The 16,231-nt window shown below is 62.0% G+C and carries 22 protein-coding genes and 2 pseudogenes; all 24 read right to left on the bottom strand.

Annotated elements, in window-relative coordinates:
• Positions 1-324: 324 nt before the first annotated feature.
• The 24 genes and pseudogenes from AC6I7Z_RS02725 to AC6I7Z_RS02610 all read right to left on the bottom strand — a co-directional run bounded on the left by AC6I7Z_RS02725 (position 325) and on the right by AC6I7Z_RS02610 (position 16,202).
• Positions 325-534, bottom strand: coding sequence for an ogr/Delta-like zinc finger family protein (locus tag AC6I7Z_RS02725; protein WP_033755103.1), 210 nt, complete (start codon positions 532-534; stop codon positions 325-327).
• Positions 535-609: 75 nt separating this feature from the next.
• Entirely contained in the window at positions 610-1,734 is a 1,125-nt protein-coding gene (locus AC6I7Z_RS02720; RefSeq protein ID WP_497815384.1) for a contractile injection system protein, VgrG/Pvc8 family, read from the bottom strand.
• Between the two features lie 14 nt (positions 1,735-1,748).
• Positions 1,749-2,240 (bottom strand): phage tail protein, encoded by a 492-nt coding sequence (locus AC6I7Z_RS02715; protein ID WP_497813052.1) that lies wholly within the window; start codon positions 2,238-2,240, stop codon positions 1,749-1,751.
• Positions 2,237-4,687, bottom strand: a complete 2,451-nt coding sequence (locus AC6I7Z_RS02710; RefSeq protein ID WP_497813051.1) for a phage tail tape measure protein — start codon at positions 4,685-4,687, stop codon at positions 2,237-2,239. Before AC6I7Z_RS02710 ends, AC6I7Z_RS02715 begins: the two co-directional genes overlap by 4 nt.
• Positions 4,680-4,802, bottom strand: coding sequence for a GpE family phage tail protein (locus AC6I7Z_RS02705; RefSeq protein WP_053092219.1), 123 nt, complete (start codon positions 4,800-4,802; stop codon positions 4,680-4,682). The genes AC6I7Z_RS02710 and AC6I7Z_RS02705 overlap by 8 nt, the downstream gene beginning before the upstream one ends.
• A 14-nt stretch (positions 4,803-4,816) precedes the next feature.
• A complete protein-coding gene (locus AC6I7Z_RS02700) occupies positions 4,817-5,113 on the bottom strand; it encodes a phage tail assembly protein (protein WP_497813050.1) in 297 nt (98 codons plus the stop codon).
• Between the two features lie 51 nt (positions 5,114-5,164).
• Positions 5,165-5,674 (bottom strand): phage major tail tube protein, encoded by a 510-nt coding sequence (locus AC6I7Z_RS02695; protein WP_048786510.1) that lies wholly within the window; start codon positions 5,672-5,674, stop codon positions 5,165-5,167.
• Positions 5,675-5,686: 12 nt separating this feature from the next.
• Positions 5,687-6,856: a phage tail sheath protein gene (locus tag AC6I7Z_RS02690; protein ID WP_497813049.1), complete on the bottom strand. Its 1,170-nt coding sequence runs from the start codon at positions 6,854-6,856 to the stop codon at positions 5,687-5,689.
• 129 nt (positions 6,857-6,985) lie between these two features.
• Entirely contained in the window at positions 6,986-7,390 is a 405-nt protein-coding gene (locus AC6I7Z_RS02685; RefSeq protein WP_497813048.1) for a tail fiber assembly protein, read from the bottom strand.
• A complete protein-coding gene (locus tag AC6I7Z_RS02680; protein ID WP_497813047.1) occupies positions 7,390-8,667 on the bottom strand; it encodes a phage tail protein in 1,278 nt (425 codons plus the stop codon). Before AC6I7Z_RS02680 ends, AC6I7Z_RS02685 begins: the two co-directional genes overlap by 1 nt.
• Complete coding sequence (locus AC6I7Z_RS02675) at positions 8,664-9,272, bottom strand: phage tail protein I (protein ID WP_497813046.1); 609 nt, start codon at positions 9,270-9,272, stop codon at positions 8,664-8,666. Before AC6I7Z_RS02675 ends, AC6I7Z_RS02680 begins: the two co-directional genes overlap by 4 nt.
• Positions 9,265-10,173 (bottom strand): baseplate assembly protein, encoded by a 909-nt coding sequence (locus AC6I7Z_RS02670; RefSeq protein WP_497813045.1) that lies wholly within the window; start codon positions 10,171-10,173, stop codon positions 9,265-9,267. Before AC6I7Z_RS02670 ends, AC6I7Z_RS02675 begins: the two co-directional genes overlap by 8 nt.
• Positions 10,174-10,177: 4 nt before the next feature.
• Complete coding sequence (locus AC6I7Z_RS02665; RefSeq protein WP_096072060.1) at positions 10,178-10,525, bottom strand: GPW/gp25 family protein; 348 nt, start codon at positions 10,523-10,525, stop codon at positions 10,178-10,180.
• Complete coding sequence (locus tag AC6I7Z_RS02660) at positions 10,525-11,115, bottom strand: phage baseplate assembly protein V (RefSeq protein ID WP_497813044.1); 591 nt, start codon at positions 11,113-11,115, stop codon at positions 10,525-10,527. The genes AC6I7Z_RS02665 and AC6I7Z_RS02660 overlap by 1 nt, the downstream gene beginning before the upstream one ends.
• A gap of 71 nt (positions 11,116-11,186) precedes the next feature.
• Positions 11,187-11,642, bottom strand: a complete 456-nt coding sequence (locus AC6I7Z_RS02655; RefSeq protein WP_497813043.1) for a phage tail protein — start codon at positions 11,640-11,642, stop codon at positions 11,187-11,189.
• Positions 11,581-11,895: pseudogene (gene lysC / locus AC6I7Z_RS02650) on the bottom strand (Rz1-like lysis system protein LysC); the annotation flags it as partial. The pseudogene lysC and the gene AC6I7Z_RS02655, both read right to left, overlap by 62 nt.
• Positions 11,816-12,166 (bottom strand): annotated as a pseudogene (locus AC6I7Z_RS02645) (Rz-like lysis system protein LysB); the annotation flags it as partial. The pseudogenes AC6I7Z_RS02645 and lysC, both read right to left, overlap by 80 nt.
• A complete protein-coding gene (locus tag AC6I7Z_RS02640; RefSeq protein WP_497813042.1) occupies positions 12,163-12,672 on the bottom strand; it encodes a lysozyme in 510 nt (169 codons plus the stop codon). The pseudogene AC6I7Z_RS02645 and the gene AC6I7Z_RS02640, both read right to left, overlap by 4 nt.
• Positions 12,669-12,878, bottom strand: a complete 210-nt coding sequence (locus AC6I7Z_RS02635) for an HP1 family phage holin (protein WP_033755066.1) — start codon at positions 12,876-12,878, stop codon at positions 12,669-12,671. Before AC6I7Z_RS02635 ends, AC6I7Z_RS02640 begins: the two co-directional genes overlap by 4 nt.
• A 2-nt stretch (positions 12,879-12,880) precedes the next feature.
• A complete protein-coding gene (locus AC6I7Z_RS02630) occupies positions 12,881-13,084 on the bottom strand; it encodes a tail protein X (protein WP_497813041.1) in 204 nt (67 codons plus the stop codon).
• Positions 13,085-13,440: 356 nt separating this feature from the next.
• Positions 13,441-13,632, bottom strand: a complete 192-nt coding sequence (locus tag AC6I7Z_RS02625; protein ID WP_033755060.1) for a hypothetical protein — start codon at positions 13,630-13,632, stop codon at positions 13,441-13,443.
• Between the two features lie 166 nt (positions 13,633-13,798).
• The gene (locus AC6I7Z_RS02620) at positions 13,799-15,760 is read right to left on the bottom strand and encodes a replication endonuclease (protein ID WP_497813040.1); all 1,962 of its coding nucleotides are present in this window, start codon (positions 15,758-15,760) and stop codon (positions 13,799-13,801) included.
• Positions 15,760-15,984 (bottom strand): TraR/DksA C4-type zinc finger protein, encoded by a 225-nt coding sequence (locus tag AC6I7Z_RS02615; protein WP_497813039.1) that lies wholly within the window; start codon positions 15,982-15,984, stop codon positions 15,760-15,762. The genes AC6I7Z_RS02620 and AC6I7Z_RS02615 overlap by 1 nt, the downstream gene beginning before the upstream one ends.
• On the bottom strand, positions 15,984-16,202 hold the full coding sequence (locus tag AC6I7Z_RS02610; protein WP_497813038.1) for a DUF2732 family protein: 219 nt from the start codon (positions 16,200-16,202) through the stop codon (positions 15,984-15,986). The genes AC6I7Z_RS02615 and AC6I7Z_RS02610 overlap by 1 nt, the downstream gene beginning before the upstream one ends.
• Positions 16,203-16,231: the final 29 nt, after the last annotated feature.

Here is a 16,231-nt window from a genome sequence, read left to right as displayed (position 1 = left end):
CTCTTTTTAAGAGTACACATTTTCTTAATTTCATTTAGAAATTATTTTAATTGAAATTAATTTAAATTTAACTAAGTGCCATTTTAATCTAAAAAGACTAAATGCTTTGTTCAAGATATAACAGATACACATTTTTCAGTTTTACGATGAAACCTTCATTTATTTTCTCGGGCTGTAGTACCGCAAGTGTTCGTACCTGGTGCAGTCCCAAGCCCCGCCCCAACCCCATACACTTATCGCCAGAACTCCAAGAGGCGGCGCTGCCGCCATAAAAAAACCCGCTTACGCGGGCTTTGCTTTTCAAACGCTCAAACGCCTAAATACTCAGGCGCGAACCTCAGGCTGCTTCTTCGCTATCGCCACCTTTTCGATTTTACCCGGCGTCACAATCATGCCGGTTACGCTCTCGTGCGTCTTAAAGGTGCAGCTGCAGTTGATGTTCTGGCACTGGTTATAGCGTTCTTTGGTCTCGTTAGAGATGTAACGGCTACTGCGCGTGTGAGCAGCGCTCTGACACAGCGGACAATGCATCATTTGTGAGTTCCTCAGTAGTTGACGCGGTCATTATTGCGCAAACAACTCACAAAAAGCAAATTAATTAACTATTAGTTAGTTAATTCTCTCATATTCCACATCCGTGATGTCGTTCTCCAGCTCCAGCGTGGTGGTAAAACCGTTGTTAACGGTCAGATTGTGCGTCACCTTGCTGATCACCCAGGCGCTGGCATCTATCACCGCTTTAAAGCCGCTGACCCTGACCGGGGTTTCTGGATAGAGATCCGCACGCCCGCTCGCCAGCTGAAAGGTAAAGTGAGCCGCGCCGCGCTGTACCTCGTTCCACTTCGCCTGCGCCGCCTGCATCGCCGCCTCTTCGCTGCTAAAAACGTCCGGCAGCACCAGCAGGCTCTCTTTCGCGCCGGAAAGATAATCCCCTTCCTGCTTACCCGTTAACTGCGGCGCGCTTTGCGCATCAGGATGGGCGACCGCGCTGGCGTTCGTGGCCTTTGCCTTGCGCTGCATCTGCACCACATGCGTTTTCGCCTCTTTTGTTGAGAGCCATCGCGCCTGCACGCCGCTATAAGTGGTGCGATCGGCAACAGTAAAATTGTGTTTATCGCCATCCTGGCGCGTCAGCGTCACCGTAGGTATCGCGCCGCCGCTGGCTAACTGGCCGCTGCCGGGCCGCAAAAAAAGCAGCCGCCCCGCTTTGATAACCGCAACCGCGCCATAGCGTTGCGCCAGGCGGGTAACGAAGCTGGGATCGGTTTCGTGGGTCTGATCGATATGATCGATCTTGATCCCGGCGAACCCTTCCGCCATCTGCAAAATCAGCCCGCAGCGCTGGGCAATCTGTGTCACGATGCTGCCCAGCGTGGCGTCGTGGTAAGAGAAGTCACGCGCCTTGCCCAGCTCCCCGCGAAAATCGACGCTGCGCGCCACAATGGTCAGCACATCGGGCGCGCCGCCGTGGCTCACCTGATCGACCGTAAAGTCGCCCTTGTTGTGCAGCTGGCCAACCCAGCCCAGGAACAGCGACACGACTGTGCCGCGCTGCGGCAGCTGCAGCAGGCCGTCGCTGTCGTCCAGAGCAAGGTTCAGCGTATCCGCTTCGAAGCCGCGATTATCGGTAAGCGTCAGCGAGATCAGCCGATCGCGCAGATTGGGCGTCACATCTTTGCTGCCGATCCACAGCATAAAATCGGGCGCCGGCCGGCTGCCCGCCTTAATCGCCATCGCGCCGAGTTCGCTCACAGTGAGAAACCTCCCGCCGCAATGCCTGAAGAGAAATTGCCTGCCGCCGCTTCCGCCTTCGCCCACAGCGCGCTGCCCTGCGCTTTCAGGTCGCCGAACATCGAGACCAGCGACTCGTCGACGCGCAGCAGGTCGAGGGTAAAGGCAATCACGCGCGCGCTGCCGTCGGCGTAGAAGTCGCTGTGCGTGGTCTTAAAGCTCTCGATGACATACATGCCGTAGATGGTGCCGTCGCCGCCGATCAGCGGCCAGGCGCGTCCTTCGTCAGCCAGCAGCTGAAACGCCTGCGCCTTAACCGGGCCGCCGGTCAGCTCCGGGCGCAGCTCGCCGCTCAGGGTAATCTTGTCGCTGCCTTTGCCGGTAAACTGCGCTGCGGCGCGCCTGCCGACGCGGCTGTTGCTGGTCCAGTTCCAGCCGCTGCTGTGTATCAGCTGGTTATAGGGCAGCGTCTGCCGCATAAAGGGCAGCATGCCGTAGATCATCATCATGGATAAAATCCTCCTGTCATGGCGCTGCGCTGCCGGTTTTGCTGCTCGAACTGCTGTTGATCTAAATGCTGCTGCACAACTCGTCCAATCTCATGCGCATCCATGCCGGCTGGCGCATTCACCGTGATATTGCTGGTGTAGGCGTTCTGCTGCGTCATGCTGCCTGCGGCGGGCGCGACTACCGGCCGGTAGCTCGGGCCGCTGGTCAGCAGGTTACTTTGCAGCCCGCTGGCGGCAGCGTTCTCGACGGGCGCCGCGTCTGGCGGCAGATCCGCCTTCAGCGCTTTGCTTTTACTGCTGGCGATGCCGAGCTTGTTCAGCACCCAGTCGATGCCGCTGGTGAGCTGGTCCAGCGCGTGGCCGGGGATCTTTAGCGCCTCGGCTAGCATATTGCCGAAGCTTTTTCCCATATCGCCGGCGGCGGCCAGCTGCTCCTGCGTCGCTTTCACCGGCTCCAGCAGCTGGGTAAAGCTGTTCCACACCGACTTAATTTTGTCCGTCACCCAGGCGAACACCGGCTGCAGCGGCGCAAAGGCGTCGCCGATCGGCCCCATCGCCGCAGAGAATCCCTGTGCGACGCCGCTGATAAAGGCGCTGATGGGCTCCCAGTACTGACGGATCAGCAGCGCGCCGCCGACGATGGCCGCAACGATAGCGACTACCGGCAGCGTGATGGCACCGATGGCGGTGACGATCGCGCCGCCGACTACAGTGAACAGGCCACCGAGGATCTCGACCCCGGCCATAATGGCGCCGACGCCGCTGACCACCGGCCAGACCGCCATGCCGATAGCGCCCAGCGCGCCGACAAAAGTCAGCGCCACCGCCGCCGCCGTTGCGATGCCGCTCGCCAGCGTCGGGTTATCCTGCAGCCACTGGTCGATGGTCTGCAGGAACTGCGTCGCCTCCTGCGTCAGCGTGCGCAGCGGGCCGTCGAGCGGCGCGAAGAGGTCGACGCCGATAGCCGCCTTCGAGGCGTCCAGCTTTTGCAGATCCCCGCCGAGGCTATCCTGTTGCGCCTGCGCCATGCGCGCCGTCCCGCCGTCGGATCGCTGTACCGAGGCGGTGAGCGTCTCCAGCTCGCCGCTGGCGGCGCCTCGCGTCAGCAGCGAGGCTGACGAGGCTGCCTTCGCGCCGACGATGCTCTTCAGCGCGTCCGCCTGCTGCGCCGCGTCCATTCCCTTACTGGCGAACGCGGCCTGAATATCTTTCAGCAGCGGCAGGATCTGCCGTGCGTCGCCGTTTTCGTCGCGGGTGGACACGCCAAGCGCGGCGATTGCGCCCTCGCCGTCGCGCGTCTGCAGCCGCGTCAGGATCGCCCCAACCTCTTCGCCCGCCGCCGCGCCGGTCATGTGATGTTGCGCCAGCAGCCCCAGCATAGCGGAGGTCTGCTCAACGCCGACGCCGGCGCTTTTCGCCACCGGCGCGACGCTGCTCAGCGCGCTGCTCAGATCCTCAAACTTCATGCCGGTCTGGTCGAGGGTGGCGTTAAGCACATCGCCAAGGTGGGCGATGTCGCCGCTGTTGAGGCCGAACGCGCTTTTCGCGTCCATCAGCAGACCGGCGTTATCCGCCGCCGAGTGGCTGTTGACCTGCGCCATGTTCAGCGCCACCGGCGTCGCGGAGGCGATATCATCGATCGAGCCGCCCGCCTGGGCGATATCGAGCTGGGTCTGCGCCACCGCCTGCGCCGGAACGCCGGTCTGCACGCTGAGGCTGCGCGCCTGTTTATCCAGCGCGACGGCCTGCGGCGATCCTTTCTGCAGGCCGGTTTTGGCCTGCAGGGCGGCATCGACGCGCGCCAGCTCGTAGCCGGGACGCAGCAGCGCGGCGCTAGCGGTGAAGCCCGTTTTCGCCAGGCCGATGCCTGCCGCACTGGCGCTGCGAATCTGGCCCGCCAGCGCCTGCCCTTTGCGGTAGCGCTCCGCCGTCTGGTTTTGCCGCTCCTGCTGCTGGTTCAGCCGCTGTAGCTGCTGCTGCTGCCCGCTAAGGTGTTGGCTGGCCTGCGCCGCGGCCGCTTTCAGCCGCAGCTGCTCGCTGCTCAGGCTGCGCGTGGAGATGCCCGCGTCGTTCAGGCTCGCGCGCTGCTGCTGCACGGCCAGACGCAGGCTCTGCGCCTGACTTTGCAGCGCGGCGGTATGCTGACGCGCCTTCTCCAGCGCGCGGCTCTGCTGCTCCGCAGGTTGACCGCTGGCGCGCATCGCCAGCGCCAGCGCCGCTGTTTCCGCCTTCGCCTGTTTAAGCTGCTGCTGGGTGTCGCTCAGCTGGCGGCTGGCGGCGCGAAAGCCGTCGATTTTCGCCGACTGCGCCTGTAGCGCCGCCAGGCTCTGTTGCGTATCGGCAATCGAACTGGCGACGTTTTGCGTTTGGTTCTGGAGGCTCTGTAGCGGGCGCAGCGCCTGATTAACCGCCTTCAGCAGCGCCTGCAGTTTGAGGTCTTCACTCATCCGTATTTGCTCCGCTGCGGATCAGGGCTTTATGCCGCCAGTCGAGCAGGTCGGCCAGCGGCAGGTCGTTCATTTCAGAAAGGGGCCAGTGAAAAATGGCGGCGATATCAGCCATCAGATCGTTGACCGTCAGTCCGCCAGGCCAGTCGACGCTGCCGACTTCGCTTGCAAAAAACCAATCACCTTGCCGCCCAGCGCGATGAGATCCACCGGGTCGAGGCTGTTGCACTCTGCTTTGGTCAGCGCAGGCAGCGTGATGCGCGGCAGTACCGTCAGCAGCGCATCGACGTCGCTTGATGCGAGATCGGCAAGGCGCACGCCGCGCAGCGAGCCGGCGCTCGGCCTAATCAGCTCAACCTGCGCGATCGTGGCGTCGCCGCGTTTCAGCGGGGTTTCCAGCTCAACGATATTCTCTTTTTGTTCCATGTTTCTCTCTCATACCGATGAAAAAGCCAGCGCCGGGCGCTGGCGTCAGGGTTATGCCAGGCCGAGATTTTTACGGCGCTGGGCAAGGCGGTCGTCGCCGTTCACCTTCTCGACCATGTTGACGGTATCGATCTCAATCAGCTCTTTACCGTTCCAGGTGAGTTTGAAGTAGGTGTTTTTGGTGGTGATTTTGGTTTCGGTATCTTCGCCCTGTTTGGCTTCGCCGAAGTCGAACGCCTGATGGCGGCCGCGCACCTCAATCTCCACCGCGATCTCCTCGCCGGTGTCGTCACGCTGGTAGGAGCCGGTGAAGCGCAGCGGTACGGCGGAACCGCCCCACTGCGTCAGCACCAGGTCATCCATACCGGCGATAGTCCACTCCATATCGAGCGCGTCGTCGTCCAGACCGTTGTCGATAAAGGCCGCGCCGTTCATGCCGCCGCCGCGATAGGCATCCAGCTTGCGCGAGAGTTTCGGCAGGGTGACGGAAGAGACAACGCCCTGATAGCTGTTTGAATCATTGAAAAGGTTCAGCCCTTTCAGTTTGCGGGGTAGTGCCATTTATCCGGCTCCTCAGCTGTTAACGGATGCGGCGAAGTTCGCCAGATAGGTGTCGGTGATACGCTGGCGCAGCGTCAGATCTTCCAGCGGCGGCACCGGCGTGTAGTCGTAGTCGATAAAGAGTTTGCCCGCCTTCAGGGTAGCGGCGTCGTTCGCGCTTTCGTCGTACCAGGCAGACGCGCCCAGCAGGTAGCCGGCGTTGACCAGCTCGCGGAATTTGGCGTTGATGCCCGCCACGATTTCGCGCACCAGCACCGGCGTCAGCGGTTTGTCATTGGCCCACATATGCGCTTCAGCCATGGTGTCGGCCAGCACCTGCGCGGTGCGGGTGTAGTTTTCAAAGACAAAGAGCGGATCGTCGCTGCAGGTGCGGTTGCCCCAGAAGCGGAAGCCATCTTTGCGGATCAGCGTGGTGACGCAGGCTTCATTCAGCAGGTCGGCGTCGGTGCCGCTCTGTTGCAGATCCCAGAAGACCGATGAGGAGATGCCGGTCACGCCGTTGACGCCGACGTTCGACAGGGTTTTATGCCAGCCGGTGTCGTTGTCGATTTTGGCGCGCAGGCCCAGCGCACGCGCTGTGGCAAACGCGGTTTCAGCCGCACTGGTGGTAGTGTTCCAGGCGACAAAGTCGGGCCAGATCACCATCAGCTCGCGCTGGCTGAAGTTTTTGCGGTAGTTCATCGCATCGCTGATGGTTTTGCAGTTCCAGGCTGAGACATAGGCGAAGGCGCGCAGCTGCTGCGCGATGCTCGCCAGCGCGGTCGCCACTTCCTGCGAGTCCAGGCCCGGCACGCCGAGGATGCGCGGCTTAACGTCCAGCTGCGTCTGCGCGGTGAGCAGCGCCTTCATGCCGGTGTACTGGCCGTTTTCATCAGTGGTGCCGATGATGTTCGAGGTGGTTTCCGCTTCGGTTTCGCCTTCGGCGACGCGAACCACTACGGTAACCGGTTTCGACTGGTCGGCAATCGCCTGCAGCGACGCCGCCAGCGTGCCTTTGCTGCCGGCTTTGGCGATAGCGGCCTGCACGTTGGTCAGCAGCACCGGGGTGTTGAGGGGAAAAGCCGTGGCGTCTGCGTCGTCTGCGGTGCAGACCAGGCCGACTACGGCGGTGGATACGGTAGAAATGGTGCGCGTGCCGTCGTTGATTTCGACAACGCGTACACCGTGATGATAATCAGACATCTGATGCACTCCGTGTTGAGGGTGCGTTCAGATTGTCAGGTCAGGTGAGAGAAATCATGCGGTTGCGGTTTGCTGAGGGACAGGTAAACATGGAGCAATAAAAAAATCCCCGCAAGGCGGGGATTTTTATTATGAAGCAGGCATAACTGGCCAGTTAATATCTGCTGTAGATGATACATCTATTCGATTGAGAAGTACTCGATACCTTTGCAGCTCAATAAGTGAAGCGTGCTCATCTTCCGTTGCCATTTCAAGTGATACGGCATCCTGCAAAATAGCTATTCTGGTCGCAGCATCATCCAGAAGTTTATTTTTTTTGCGCACATTCTGTTCGAGCAACTCATCCGAAGTATAAGGTTCAGAATCAGGCAGTAAAAAAGTCCCGTTAATATAAGTTCCGCCAATCATGCATTCATCTTTATTACATGCAATAACCTTTAGTCCTTCCTGAGGTAACCAATTACTCTTCCCATCCCATAAAACGACGTTTTGAATTTTTCCGTCGCTGTCGATAACTGCATATTGTTCAGCCATTAAGCATATTCCCATACAATTACCAAACCCTGACTACCCGCACCACCTTTCTGACCAGCTATAAGATTGGCCGTTGACGCTCCGCTACCTCCAGAGCCATAACCGGAAGCATTAACTCCAGAGGACGTTCCTCCGACCTGCATTCCACCAAAGCCAAACGGTGAACTTGCCCCTGCACCAGAAAGCCAGCCATTCCTGGCATAGTAGCCGGGTGCGCCATGGTTAGGCACATAAGCATACAAATTAGCCCCACTAACGCTACCAGATGGCGCACCTGAGGTATGAATAGGATATGGCCAAGGTGTACAAAAAGTGCCGCCCGCTCCTCCCCTGCAAACCATTAGCGAACCAAATGAGGTATCCCCGCCATTTCCACCAGGTGTATTTTTATCAGGTAGGCCTCCAATTCCACCAACGCCAATAGTGACATTCACATTATTAAATCCGGTCATGTATCGAGATTTTCCATAACCTCCGGCACCGCCGCCGGCTGAAAGAGCTTTTTCACCTTCCACAGTGGTTGTGAATGTTCCACCACCACCACCGCCACCGCCTACAGCCTCAACAATCACTGCTTTCGTATCTGTACTCGCAATATAAACTTGAGAAGAAGTAATAATACGAACGCCAATTAATCGTCCCCCATATCCATCAGAATCTATAAGATTAAGGTTTTGCAGCAATTTCGATACCAGCGCAGCATCTTTAATTTCACTCAGCGCGTTCGCAATCTGCAGATACTGCTTATGCGGGTTCGCCGCCGCGACGTGATCAGCGATGCCCTTATCCGCATAAGCTTTCGCCTCAATCACCCCGTCATCCACATACTGGCGCGTCGCAAGCACCACCGACGGGTCGATCTTCAGCGTCACTGACGCGGCGCTGTTAACGATGATAATCATGCGCACCGTCTGCGTGCGGCCGCTGCCCTCCTGCAGCTGCGGCTTATAGGTCTCGGCGCAGTTGGCGACGGCGATCATCACGCCGTCGGCGTCAAACAGGCCGATTTCGCGGATCCAGAAGCCGCCTTCGTTCTCGGGGATAATCTGCTCGGCGATAATCTGGCTGCTGTTAGCCGCGTCGACGCTTAATGAATTCAGCGCCGCGCGCCGTTTCTCGCCGATAAGCTTCGTCTGCGAGGCATCCGGCGTCGGCAGCGCGCCGCCGCCGTCGCCTACCGCCATTTCGGTGATCTGCAGCTTAGTGCCGAGCGCCGTGGCGTTCGCCAGTTTGGCCGCGCCCTGATTGGTCAGCAGGGCATAATATTTCGTTGTCATGTGCGCACTTCCGTCAGGTCAATTAAATGTACCGCTGAGCCGGTGTAGCCTGGCCCGTTCACGGTGATGATTTCAGGGGTATAGGGATAAACCGTTAGCTCGTCGCCGCTGTAGCTGGCGGCCGCTACCGGCAGCGTCCCGCTTGAATCGAGATTGATCGAAAGGCCGATCAGATGCCGACTGCACGGCTTGGCATCGGCGATCAGCCGCTCCAGCTCGTTGTACATCTCCTCGGTAATGCCAGTATCGAGCACACCGACGTCGAGGCGAAACGTGCCCGGCGCGTCGCCGGTTTTCCACCACTCGGTAATGCGGATCAGATAGCCGAGCGGCTCGACGATGCGCCGCAGCGAGCCGATGGTGCCTTTATGCCGGTGCACGTACTCCGAAGCGGCCACGACGTTGCGTTTGGTCGCCTCATTCCACCCGGCGTCCCAGCGGTCGACTGACCAGGCCCAGGCGAGATAAGGCAGCAGCGCCACCGGGCAGGTCTGCGCGTTCCATAGCTGGCGCAGCGGTACCGGCATCGCCTCGATATCGGCGCAGGCCTGCGCGGCGGCGACTTCAAGGGTTGAGGAGCCGCTCGGCAGCAGCCGATCACTCATCGGAACCTCCTACCCTGATGCTGTAGCCGCTGCAGTACGCAGCCTGGGTCTTATCCAGCACCACGTCGGCCGTCGGCTGCGCCAGCTCGACGCGCTGCACGCCTTCCACATGCAGCGCGGCGTAGAGCGCCGACTGGCGGATATCGCGCCCCAAACGCGACTGGGCGTTGATAAAGGCGAGCAGCTTCGCTTCGGCGGCGGCGCGGATCGGCTCCGCTTCCGGGCCGGGATAGAGAAACAGCGTCGCGTCGACGCGGTAGTCGACAATAGCGGCCGTCTGCACGCTGACGCGATCGGCGACCGGACGCACATCCTCATCGTTAAGCGCGTTGGCCACGATGGCCAGCAGATCGGCTGGCGCGGTGCCGTCGCCTTCGCGGCTTAGCACGGTGATCACCACCTCCGCCGGCGCCGGACTGGTGGCGGAAACGTCCGCTATGCGTCCATCGGCGCTTTTGGCGTGATACTCGTAGGCGCCGCTCGGCCCCGCCACGCTCAGCCCTTCGAACGCGGCGGCGATGCGCATGCGGAAGTTATCGTCGCTCTCCATCACCGCCGCGGTCGGCGGCAGCGTACTGTCGTCCGCCGCTCTCAGCGTCAGCCGGGTCACGCCGTTGTTGGCGCCCAGCTGATCGAGATCGGCGCCGGTCGCCCAGGCGACCATATTGGCTTTCGCCGCCTCGTTGATGCGCTGGCGCAGGATCAGCTCGCGATAGGCGTTCTCCTGCAGCAGCTTCACCAGCGGCTCCGACTCCAGCGCCAGCGTGCGGGTTATCGCCGCCTGCTGCTCGGCCGGATAGAGGGAAATCAGCGTCGCCTTGCGCTCGGCCAGCAGGGTTTCATAATCCAGCGCCTCCACCACGTCGGGCGCAGGCAGCTGGCTCAGGTCAATGGTTGCCATAGGTTCAGCTCACGGGAATAGTCAGGGAAAAGGCTTGCGCCGTATCGCTGCGGCTGCCGGTAAGCTCTACCGTCATGCCGCCGTCATACGACGCCTCATAGCTGATAGCGCTCAGCTGAATGCGCGGCTCCCACTGCAACAGCGCCATATAGCAGGCGGACATAATTTGCAGGCGCAGCGCCGGGTTTTGCGGCTGGTCGATCAGCGCCGACAGCAGCGAGCCGTAGCGGCGACGCATGACTCGGGAGCCGAGCGGCGTGGTCAAAATATCGCGCACCGACTGGCGGATATGCTCCAGCTCCGCCAGCGCCGCGCCGCTGTCGCGGCTCATACCGATATATCTTTCGGCCATTACTGCGGTCCTCCAGAAAGATCGCCGCCCGACTTCACGCCGCCATGCTGATGGGCGTCCACCACGATGCCGTTAGAGCGCAGGCTGCCGCCGCTGTGGGTCACGTTGCCCTGCAGCGTGCCGCCGCCGGTCACCTCCAGCGTGGCGGTCTTCAGCTTTGCGCTGCACTCCACCAGCGGCGCATCGAGCAGGATGCTGGTCGCCGCCTGGAGGCGCGCGGTCTGAATGCCGCTCGCCCTGAGCGCGCCGTTCTGCGGCTCATACTCGATAACCGCGCCGTCGGGAAACGCCCAGTGCAGCGCGTCAGCCGAGGCGGAAGGCGCAGGATGGCTGTCGGAGAAGATGCCCGGCAGGATAAAGCCGGTATTCAGCTCGCCGCCCAGGCTCAGCAGCAGCACCTGCTCGCCGATCGACGGCGCGCTCCAGGCGCGCGAGCGTCCGGCGCGGGCGCTGAGCCACGGCAGCCAGCCGGTTTCATTGTCGCCGCTGCGTACGCGGCAGCGCCCGCTCTGCGGATCCACCGCCGAGACGGTGCCGATGCGGATAAGGTTGCGCAGCAGGCGCAGGATTTCGCTGATATGTTCGTTCATGTCGCTAGTGTTACCTCCGGTGCATGCGGCCAGCAACGCGACGCCGACCGCTGAGAGATGACAGAACAGCTTTAGCGCTGCCACTCGCTGACCAGCGCGCCGTGCACCCAGAGCTGCAGCGGCGCGTTGTCGTTAGCGGGCGGCGTCGGCTCGCCGGGAAAGGTGACCTGCAGCGCGCTCTCCTGCTGCGTGACCAGCACGCGCTCGGTCAGCTGCAGGCCGATGCTGAGCGCGCCAGCGGCGTCAACGGCGAAGGTAAAATCGCTGCGTCGTTTCTCGGCGTTGCCCATCATCTCCGGCTGGTTATCCCGCAGCCAGGCGAGCAGCGGCACGATCACGGCCTCGATATCCTGCTCAACGTCGGCGAGGGTTAACTCCAGCCGGTAGCGATACTCAAAAGAGAGCGACGGCGCGCTGGTCGCCACCACCGTTCCGGCGGCGATCGTCATGGACAGCCGCTCCGGGTTTTGCTGTAGCAGCGGCACGCTGCGGCTCAGCGCCGCGCGTAGCTGTTGAGGTTTCTGCATCCTGTTGCTCCTGACACGCTTTAATGGTTTCAATCTGCAGCCCGCAAGACGCGAGCGCAGCCTCTAGCTGACGGTTATCTGCCGCCAGATCGCCCTGCGTTCGCAGGCTGTTGCCCGGCACTGGACAGCTGTTCACGCGCGGACAGCCAGCCCAGATAATCGCGGGCGTTGTCGAAGGCGGGACGGCTGTGCAGCCGGATAAGATCGTCAGGCAAAGCGGCAGCAGACCACTCGCGTAACGCCTGGTTTGCATCGGTTTCCCTCGCTATTTGCACTTCTCGGTTAAGGGCGAGGCGGCTGGCCTGACTCTGCTGCTGACGCAGCGCCGCCTCGCGTTTGCTGTTCGCCTGCGCCTCGCGATTGAGGCGGGCGATGGTCCGATCGCGGCTGGCGAGATCGGCGGAGAGCGCGGCGCTGGCGCGCTGCGCCTCGCGTAATTGCGCGCCGAGCTGCGCGCCGCGCCAGCCGGTGAAGGCGAGCGCCAGCAGCAGCGCCGCCAGCAGCGCAAGACAGAGGCGCGTCATGGGACGCCTCGCAGGCACCAGGCGCGCTCCCGCTCGCGCCGCTGCGCCAGTCCGGCGCTTTTCACGCCGTTAACGTAGATCCAGCGCGACAGCTGGTCGCACGCCGCGCGCCAGCGCTGCTGATTGAGATAGCTGGCCAGGGTCGAGCGGCAGGCGGCGCCGGCGCCGACGTTGAAGGCGAAGCTCGCCAGCGCGTCCCAGACCGGCTGCGGCATCGCCACCGGCACGCAGAGAGAGAGCTGGCGTTCGACGCGGATCAGGTCATCGACCAGATTGACCGCCGCCTGGCGCTCGCTGACAGCGCTCTGCGGCGTCACGCCTGCGGTATGGCCGATGCCGTTGGTCCAGACGCCGGCGCTGCACTGATAGGGCGAGGTGCGGCAGCCCTCCGCGTCGGCCAGCAGTTGCAAACCGCCGGAGGAGATTTTCAGGGTCTCGAACTGCGGCAGCAGCGCGGCGATCGCCAGCACGGCGACCACGGCGCAGCGCTTCGCGGTCTGGCTCACGACAGCCTCCCTGCGCGCCGGCGCTGAAGCTCATAGGTTTTGCGGCGGTAGTGCCAGTTGATGAAAAAGGTCGCTACGTTGACGATCAGGGTAATGACCGCCACGCCGGAGCCGACCAGAAACGCGATATCCTGAATGGTGTGGCGGCCCAGCCACATCAGAAACAGGCTGACCAGGTAGTTAATCAGCGAGCTGGTTTTCTCCATCTTCAGTCCCACAGATTGACGGTTTCGCCGGTGGCCGCGTCGGGCAGATCGGGCAGCGTCAGCGCACAGCCGTGCGGCAGGACGGCGCCGCGCTCGGCGAGGCCAGGATTGGCGGCGTAAACCTGCTCGACCGCCTGCTGCGTGCGGCCGTAGTAGCGATAGCAGATCTCATCGACCGTATCGCCCTGGAGCGCGTAGATATTCATGGCGATAGCTCCCGATCGGACCCGCGGACGGGCACGCTAAAATGGTGCGTCACTGTTGTTGTTCCCCGCTGGAGGTGGTGTCTGCAGACCCGGGTTCGGGCCGTTAAGTGCGGCGGCGCGTGCGCGTCGTCCGGCATAGCCAGTCTCCTCGCTGCGGGGCGACGGCTCAACGCCGGCCCGCCCGCTGGAATATGGGCAAACAGCCCGATCGCGGCGCAAAAAAAAACGGCACCCGAGGGTGCCGTTATTGCTTCCGTTCAGCCGTCGTCAGACAGCGCGAGCGTCAAAGGGAAAGGTGGGAGATCTGCCGCTGATTATGCGTCGAGCCATCGCCTCTCATCGCGATACCTGCATTGTTATTTATTAGTGGGTATCGCGGAGAACGAAACGGCAAATTCCTTGTTTTTTATCATCATGTCGCCGGCAATCTCGGCGATCAAAGCGAGGGCCACTTCCCGGTCGCGTTCCCTGCAAACTCCTTCAGTGGTCAGACGTGCAATGAGCTCGACGCGCTCAAGCATTACCTGTTCTTGTAAATCAGTATCCACTTTCCCTCCCCCATCTTATAACTGTATATCTATACAGTAGCACAGCATGCAATCTGATATAAAGAAAATTAAGATCGGAACGACCTGCCTTTAGGCTATTGATATAGAGACTTTTTTGGCGTGACAACCCCTAAGCCAAATTAGTAAAAAAGGCGGAAAAAGCGCGTCAGGGCGGCGTATTTTGACTGTATAAAGCGCCATCGCCAGCCGGTTTCGCCCTCTTTTTTACCGCCGCTTCAGGCCAATGATTTAACCGCGCTAATACGCCTGGCCGGCGCGATATCCGCGTACAGTTAATGACAGAACTCCAAGCTGATGCGTCCTGCTCGACCTTTTCAGCCTCCGCATTACGCTTCGGCACCAGCTTCCAGTTAACCAGCCGGGTCAGCAGCGGTTTCTGCTTGCCCGTGGCACTGAGGTAGACGCCTTTGATGCGCGTAATCTCTTCGCCCCAGCTGTTGCACTCTTCGGCCTGCTGGTACCAGACGCGCACCGCCAGCTCATCGCGCCGCACAAAGGGGCCGCCCTGGGCGTTGATGTAGGCGGCCCAGTCGCCGCTGTCCGCCGCCGCGCGCGCTTCGGCCAGCTCGTCGCTCAGCCCCTTGCCCTCGGTGAGACGGCGCAGCTCGCGCCAGACGGTGACCGGCGCCCCGCCGACAAACTGAAACTGACGGATATGCCAGCGTCCCGCCCAGGCGGAAACCGCGGCGGCGCAGTCGCGCAGCGGCGCGCCGCTCTCGCTGTCCCGCTCGCCGTCGAGCGCGTAGCCGTCGATGTTTTTGGCGATATATTTCGCGATGTAGCCGGTGGCGCTGCCCTTTTGCGGATCGATGGCGGTGGTGTGAAAGCGCGCCTTGCGCGCCTGTTCGCTGGTCAGCTCTTCGCTCTCCTGCTGGCAGGCGTACTCCGTCAGGATCTGGCGCACCTGCGCGGCCTGCTGGGGGCGCATAAACAGCAGCAGGTGCCAGTGCGGCGTGCCGTCATGGTGGGGTTCGGCGACGCGAATGCCGAACAGGCGGATCTGCTCGCGGTGCAGCCTGGCGCGTACTTTTTGCCAGAGCTGACAGAGGTAGCGCTGCGTCTCAGCCGGGCTGGCGCCGCGCCATTTGGGGTTGAGCTGGCCGCTGCCGAGCGTGGCGTGATAGCGCGCCGGCGCGGTCAGCGTGCAAAACTCGCCGACGTAGCCCATCTCATGGCAGATGGTTTCAAAGCCGCGAATGCGCGTCATCAGCTCGCAGCGGCGGATGGCCGGATTGGCGACGCTGCCGTCATGCTTGTCGATCAGGCTGATGCGGTTGCCCTCTTCGTCCTCCAGCTCCATGCTCTGCAAAAAGTCGCGGGTGCGGCGCTTCTGCTCGCGCCATTCGGCAATGGTCACGCGGCTGGCGTAGGGCGAATGCGTTTTGCTGACCTGCGCCAGCGCAATCTGCAGATGTTCGCGCCATTCGGCGGCGATGCGGCGCAGCCGCCCTTTCCACCACGTCTCTCCCTGCATACGCATAATCGCCGGCGTCGCCTCTTCCGGCGCGAAGAAGCGCGTAGTGACCTTCTGCCACAGCGGCGGCGTCTGGCCAAACTCGCGGGTAATCGTCGCGGCGGTCAGATAGAGGTCGTGGCTGTAGCGCCAGTCCGATTCGCTGCGATTCTGCGCGTGCAGCTGCACCAGCTCGGCGAAGATAAAGCTGGCGATATCGCCCGCCAGCCGATCGACATCGGCGCGCGCCATATCGGGCAGCTGGTTAAAGCGGCGCATCAGCTCCCACAGCGCGCCAGCCGCCGCTGCCGCGCCTTGTTCCTGTGCGGCGTGGCCGCTCAGCCGCGCGGCCACGCCGCGACGCATCGCGCCGAGCCGATACTGCGCGTTGACCCGCTCCACGCGCGGCAGCAGGCGATCGACGAAGGTGGTCGTCAGCCAGGTCGCGGCGCGGGCAGAGCCGCGTTCGCGCGCCAGCCGATCGTGACGCAGCCTGATGGCGCGCTGCACCAGCGACGGCTGTTGCTCCAGCGATCGCCACGCCTGCGACAGCGCCGCCAGCTCGCGACTGCGCTGCTGCATCGCGGCGTGAGTAGGATAAGGCGAGGCGATAGCCTGACGCGGCGCGTTCCACGGCCAAAAGAGGCGCTGCATTACCGGCCGCCCTGATAGTGGCGGCCGCGCAGCTCGGCGATCTCCTGACAGGCGACGCAGCGCGAAACGCCGCTGATGGCGCGTCGACGCGCCTCAGGGATCGCGCTGTCGCACTCCTCGCAGAAGAAGGCGCTGACGCCTTTCGCCCGCTGCGTCACGGCGGCGATATCGAGCGCCAGCTGCTCCGCCTGACGCTGCTGCTCAATGTCCATGCTGTCGACCATTAGCGCAGCTCCTGCGATTCATCGCGGTAGCGCTGCGCCTCATAGCGGAGCAGCTCGGCGGCCTCGATGCCGCTCAGCCCCTGGCGGCCGATATGCGTCGCCATCGCGGCCAGACGGTCAGCGACCGCCTGCGCGCGGCCTCTGCGTTCGTCGTAGCGCGCGGCGGTTAGCAGAACGTTCAGCGCATCGCTGTCGGCGTGAGGATTAGGGTATTTCATCTTTTCTCTCCTGAATTCAGACAAAGGGA

This window comes from Pantoea sp. X-Soil-MYKO-1289 (genome assembly GCF_059730625.1).
The sequence above is the reverse complement of the archived record's forward strand: the minus strand, read 5'-3'. Positions and strand labels throughout refer to the sequence as shown.

What these genes read in the sequence shown, in the direction of transcription:
- AC6I7Z_RS02695 (WP_048786510.1), bottom strand. Translation starts at nt 5,674, where the DNA reads ATGGCACTACCCCGCAAACTGAAAGGGCTGAACCTTTTCAATGATTCA.
- AC6I7Z_RS02670 (WP_497813045.1), bottom strand. Translation starts at nt 10,173, where the DNA reads ATGGCAACCATTGACCTGAGCCAGCTGCCTGCGCCCGACGTGGTGGAG.
- AC6I7Z_RS02725 (WP_033755103.1), bottom strand. Translation starts at nt 534, where the DNA reads ATGATGCATTGTCCGCTGTGTCAGAGCGCTGCTCACACGCGCAGTAGC.
- AC6I7Z_RS02655 (WP_497813043.1), bottom strand. Translation starts at nt 11,642, where the DNA reads ATGCAGAAACCTCAACAGCTACGCGCGGCGCTGAGCCGCAGCGTGCCG.
- AC6I7Z_RS02635 (WP_033755066.1), bottom strand. Translation starts at nt 12,878, where the DNA reads ATGGAGAAAACCAGCTCGCTGATTAACTACCTGGTCAGCCTGTTTCTG.
- AC6I7Z_RS02630 (WP_497813041.1), bottom strand. Translation starts at nt 13,084, where the DNA reads ATGAATATCTACGCGCTCCAGGGCGATACGGTCGATGAGATCTGCTAT.
- AC6I7Z_RS02710 (WP_497813051.1), bottom strand. Translation starts at nt 4,687, where the DNA reads ATGAGTGAAGACCTCAAACTGCAGGCGCTGCTGAAGGCGGTTAATCAG.
- AC6I7Z_RS02685 (WP_497813048.1), bottom strand. Translation starts at nt 7,390, where the DNA reads ATGGCTGAACAATATGCAGTTATCGACAGCGACGGAAAAATTCAAAAC.
- AC6I7Z_RS02660 (WP_497813044.1), bottom strand. Translation starts at nt 11,115, where the DNA reads ATGAACGAACATATCAGCGAAATCCTGCGCCTGCTGCGCAACCTTATC.
- AC6I7Z_RS02615 (WP_497813039.1), bottom strand. Translation starts at nt 15,984, where the DNA reads ATGGTCGACAGCATGGACATTGAGCAGCAGCGTCAGGCGGAGCAGCTG.
- AC6I7Z_RS02620 (WP_497813040.1), bottom strand. Translation starts at nt 15,760, where the DNA reads ATGCAGCGCCTCTTTTGGCCGTGGAACGCGCCGCGTCAGGCTATCGCC.
- AC6I7Z_RS02690 (WP_497813049.1), bottom strand. Translation starts at nt 6,856, where the DNA reads ATGTCTGATTATCATCACGGTGTACGCGTTGTCGAAATCAACGACGGC.
- AC6I7Z_RS02715 (WP_497813052.1), bottom strand. Translation starts at nt 2,240, where the DNA reads ATGATGATGATCTACGGCATGCTGCCCTTTATGCGGCAGACGCTGCCC.
- AC6I7Z_RS02720 (WP_497815384.1), bottom strand. Translation starts at nt 1,734, where the DNA reads ATGGCGATTAAGGCGGGCAGCCGGCCGGCGCCCGATTTTATGCTGTGG.
- AC6I7Z_RS02675 (WP_497813046.1), bottom strand. Translation starts at nt 9,272, where the DNA reads ATGAGTGATCGGCTGCTGCCGAGCGGCTCCTCAACCCTTGAAGTCGCC.
- AC6I7Z_RS02610 (WP_497813038.1), bottom strand. Translation starts at nt 16,202, where the DNA reads ATGAAATACCCTAATCCTCACGCCGACAGCGATGCGCTGAACGTTCTG.
- AC6I7Z_RS02665 (WP_096072060.1), bottom strand. Translation starts at nt 10,525, where the DNA reads ATGGCCGAAAGATATATCGGTATGAGCCGCGACAGCGGCGCGGCGCTG.
- AC6I7Z_RS02705 (WP_053092219.1), bottom strand. Translation starts at nt 4,802, where the DNA reads ATGGCTGATATCGCCGCCATTTTTCACTGGCCCCTTTCTGAAATGAAC.
- AC6I7Z_RS02700 (WP_497813050.1), bottom strand. Translation starts at nt 5,113, where the DNA reads ATGGAACAAAAAGAGAATATCGTTGAGCTGGAAACCCCGCTGAAACGC.
- AC6I7Z_RS02680 (WP_497813047.1), bottom strand. Translation starts at nt 8,667, where the DNA reads ATGACAACGAAATATTATGCCCTGCTGACCAATCAGGGCGCGGCCAAA.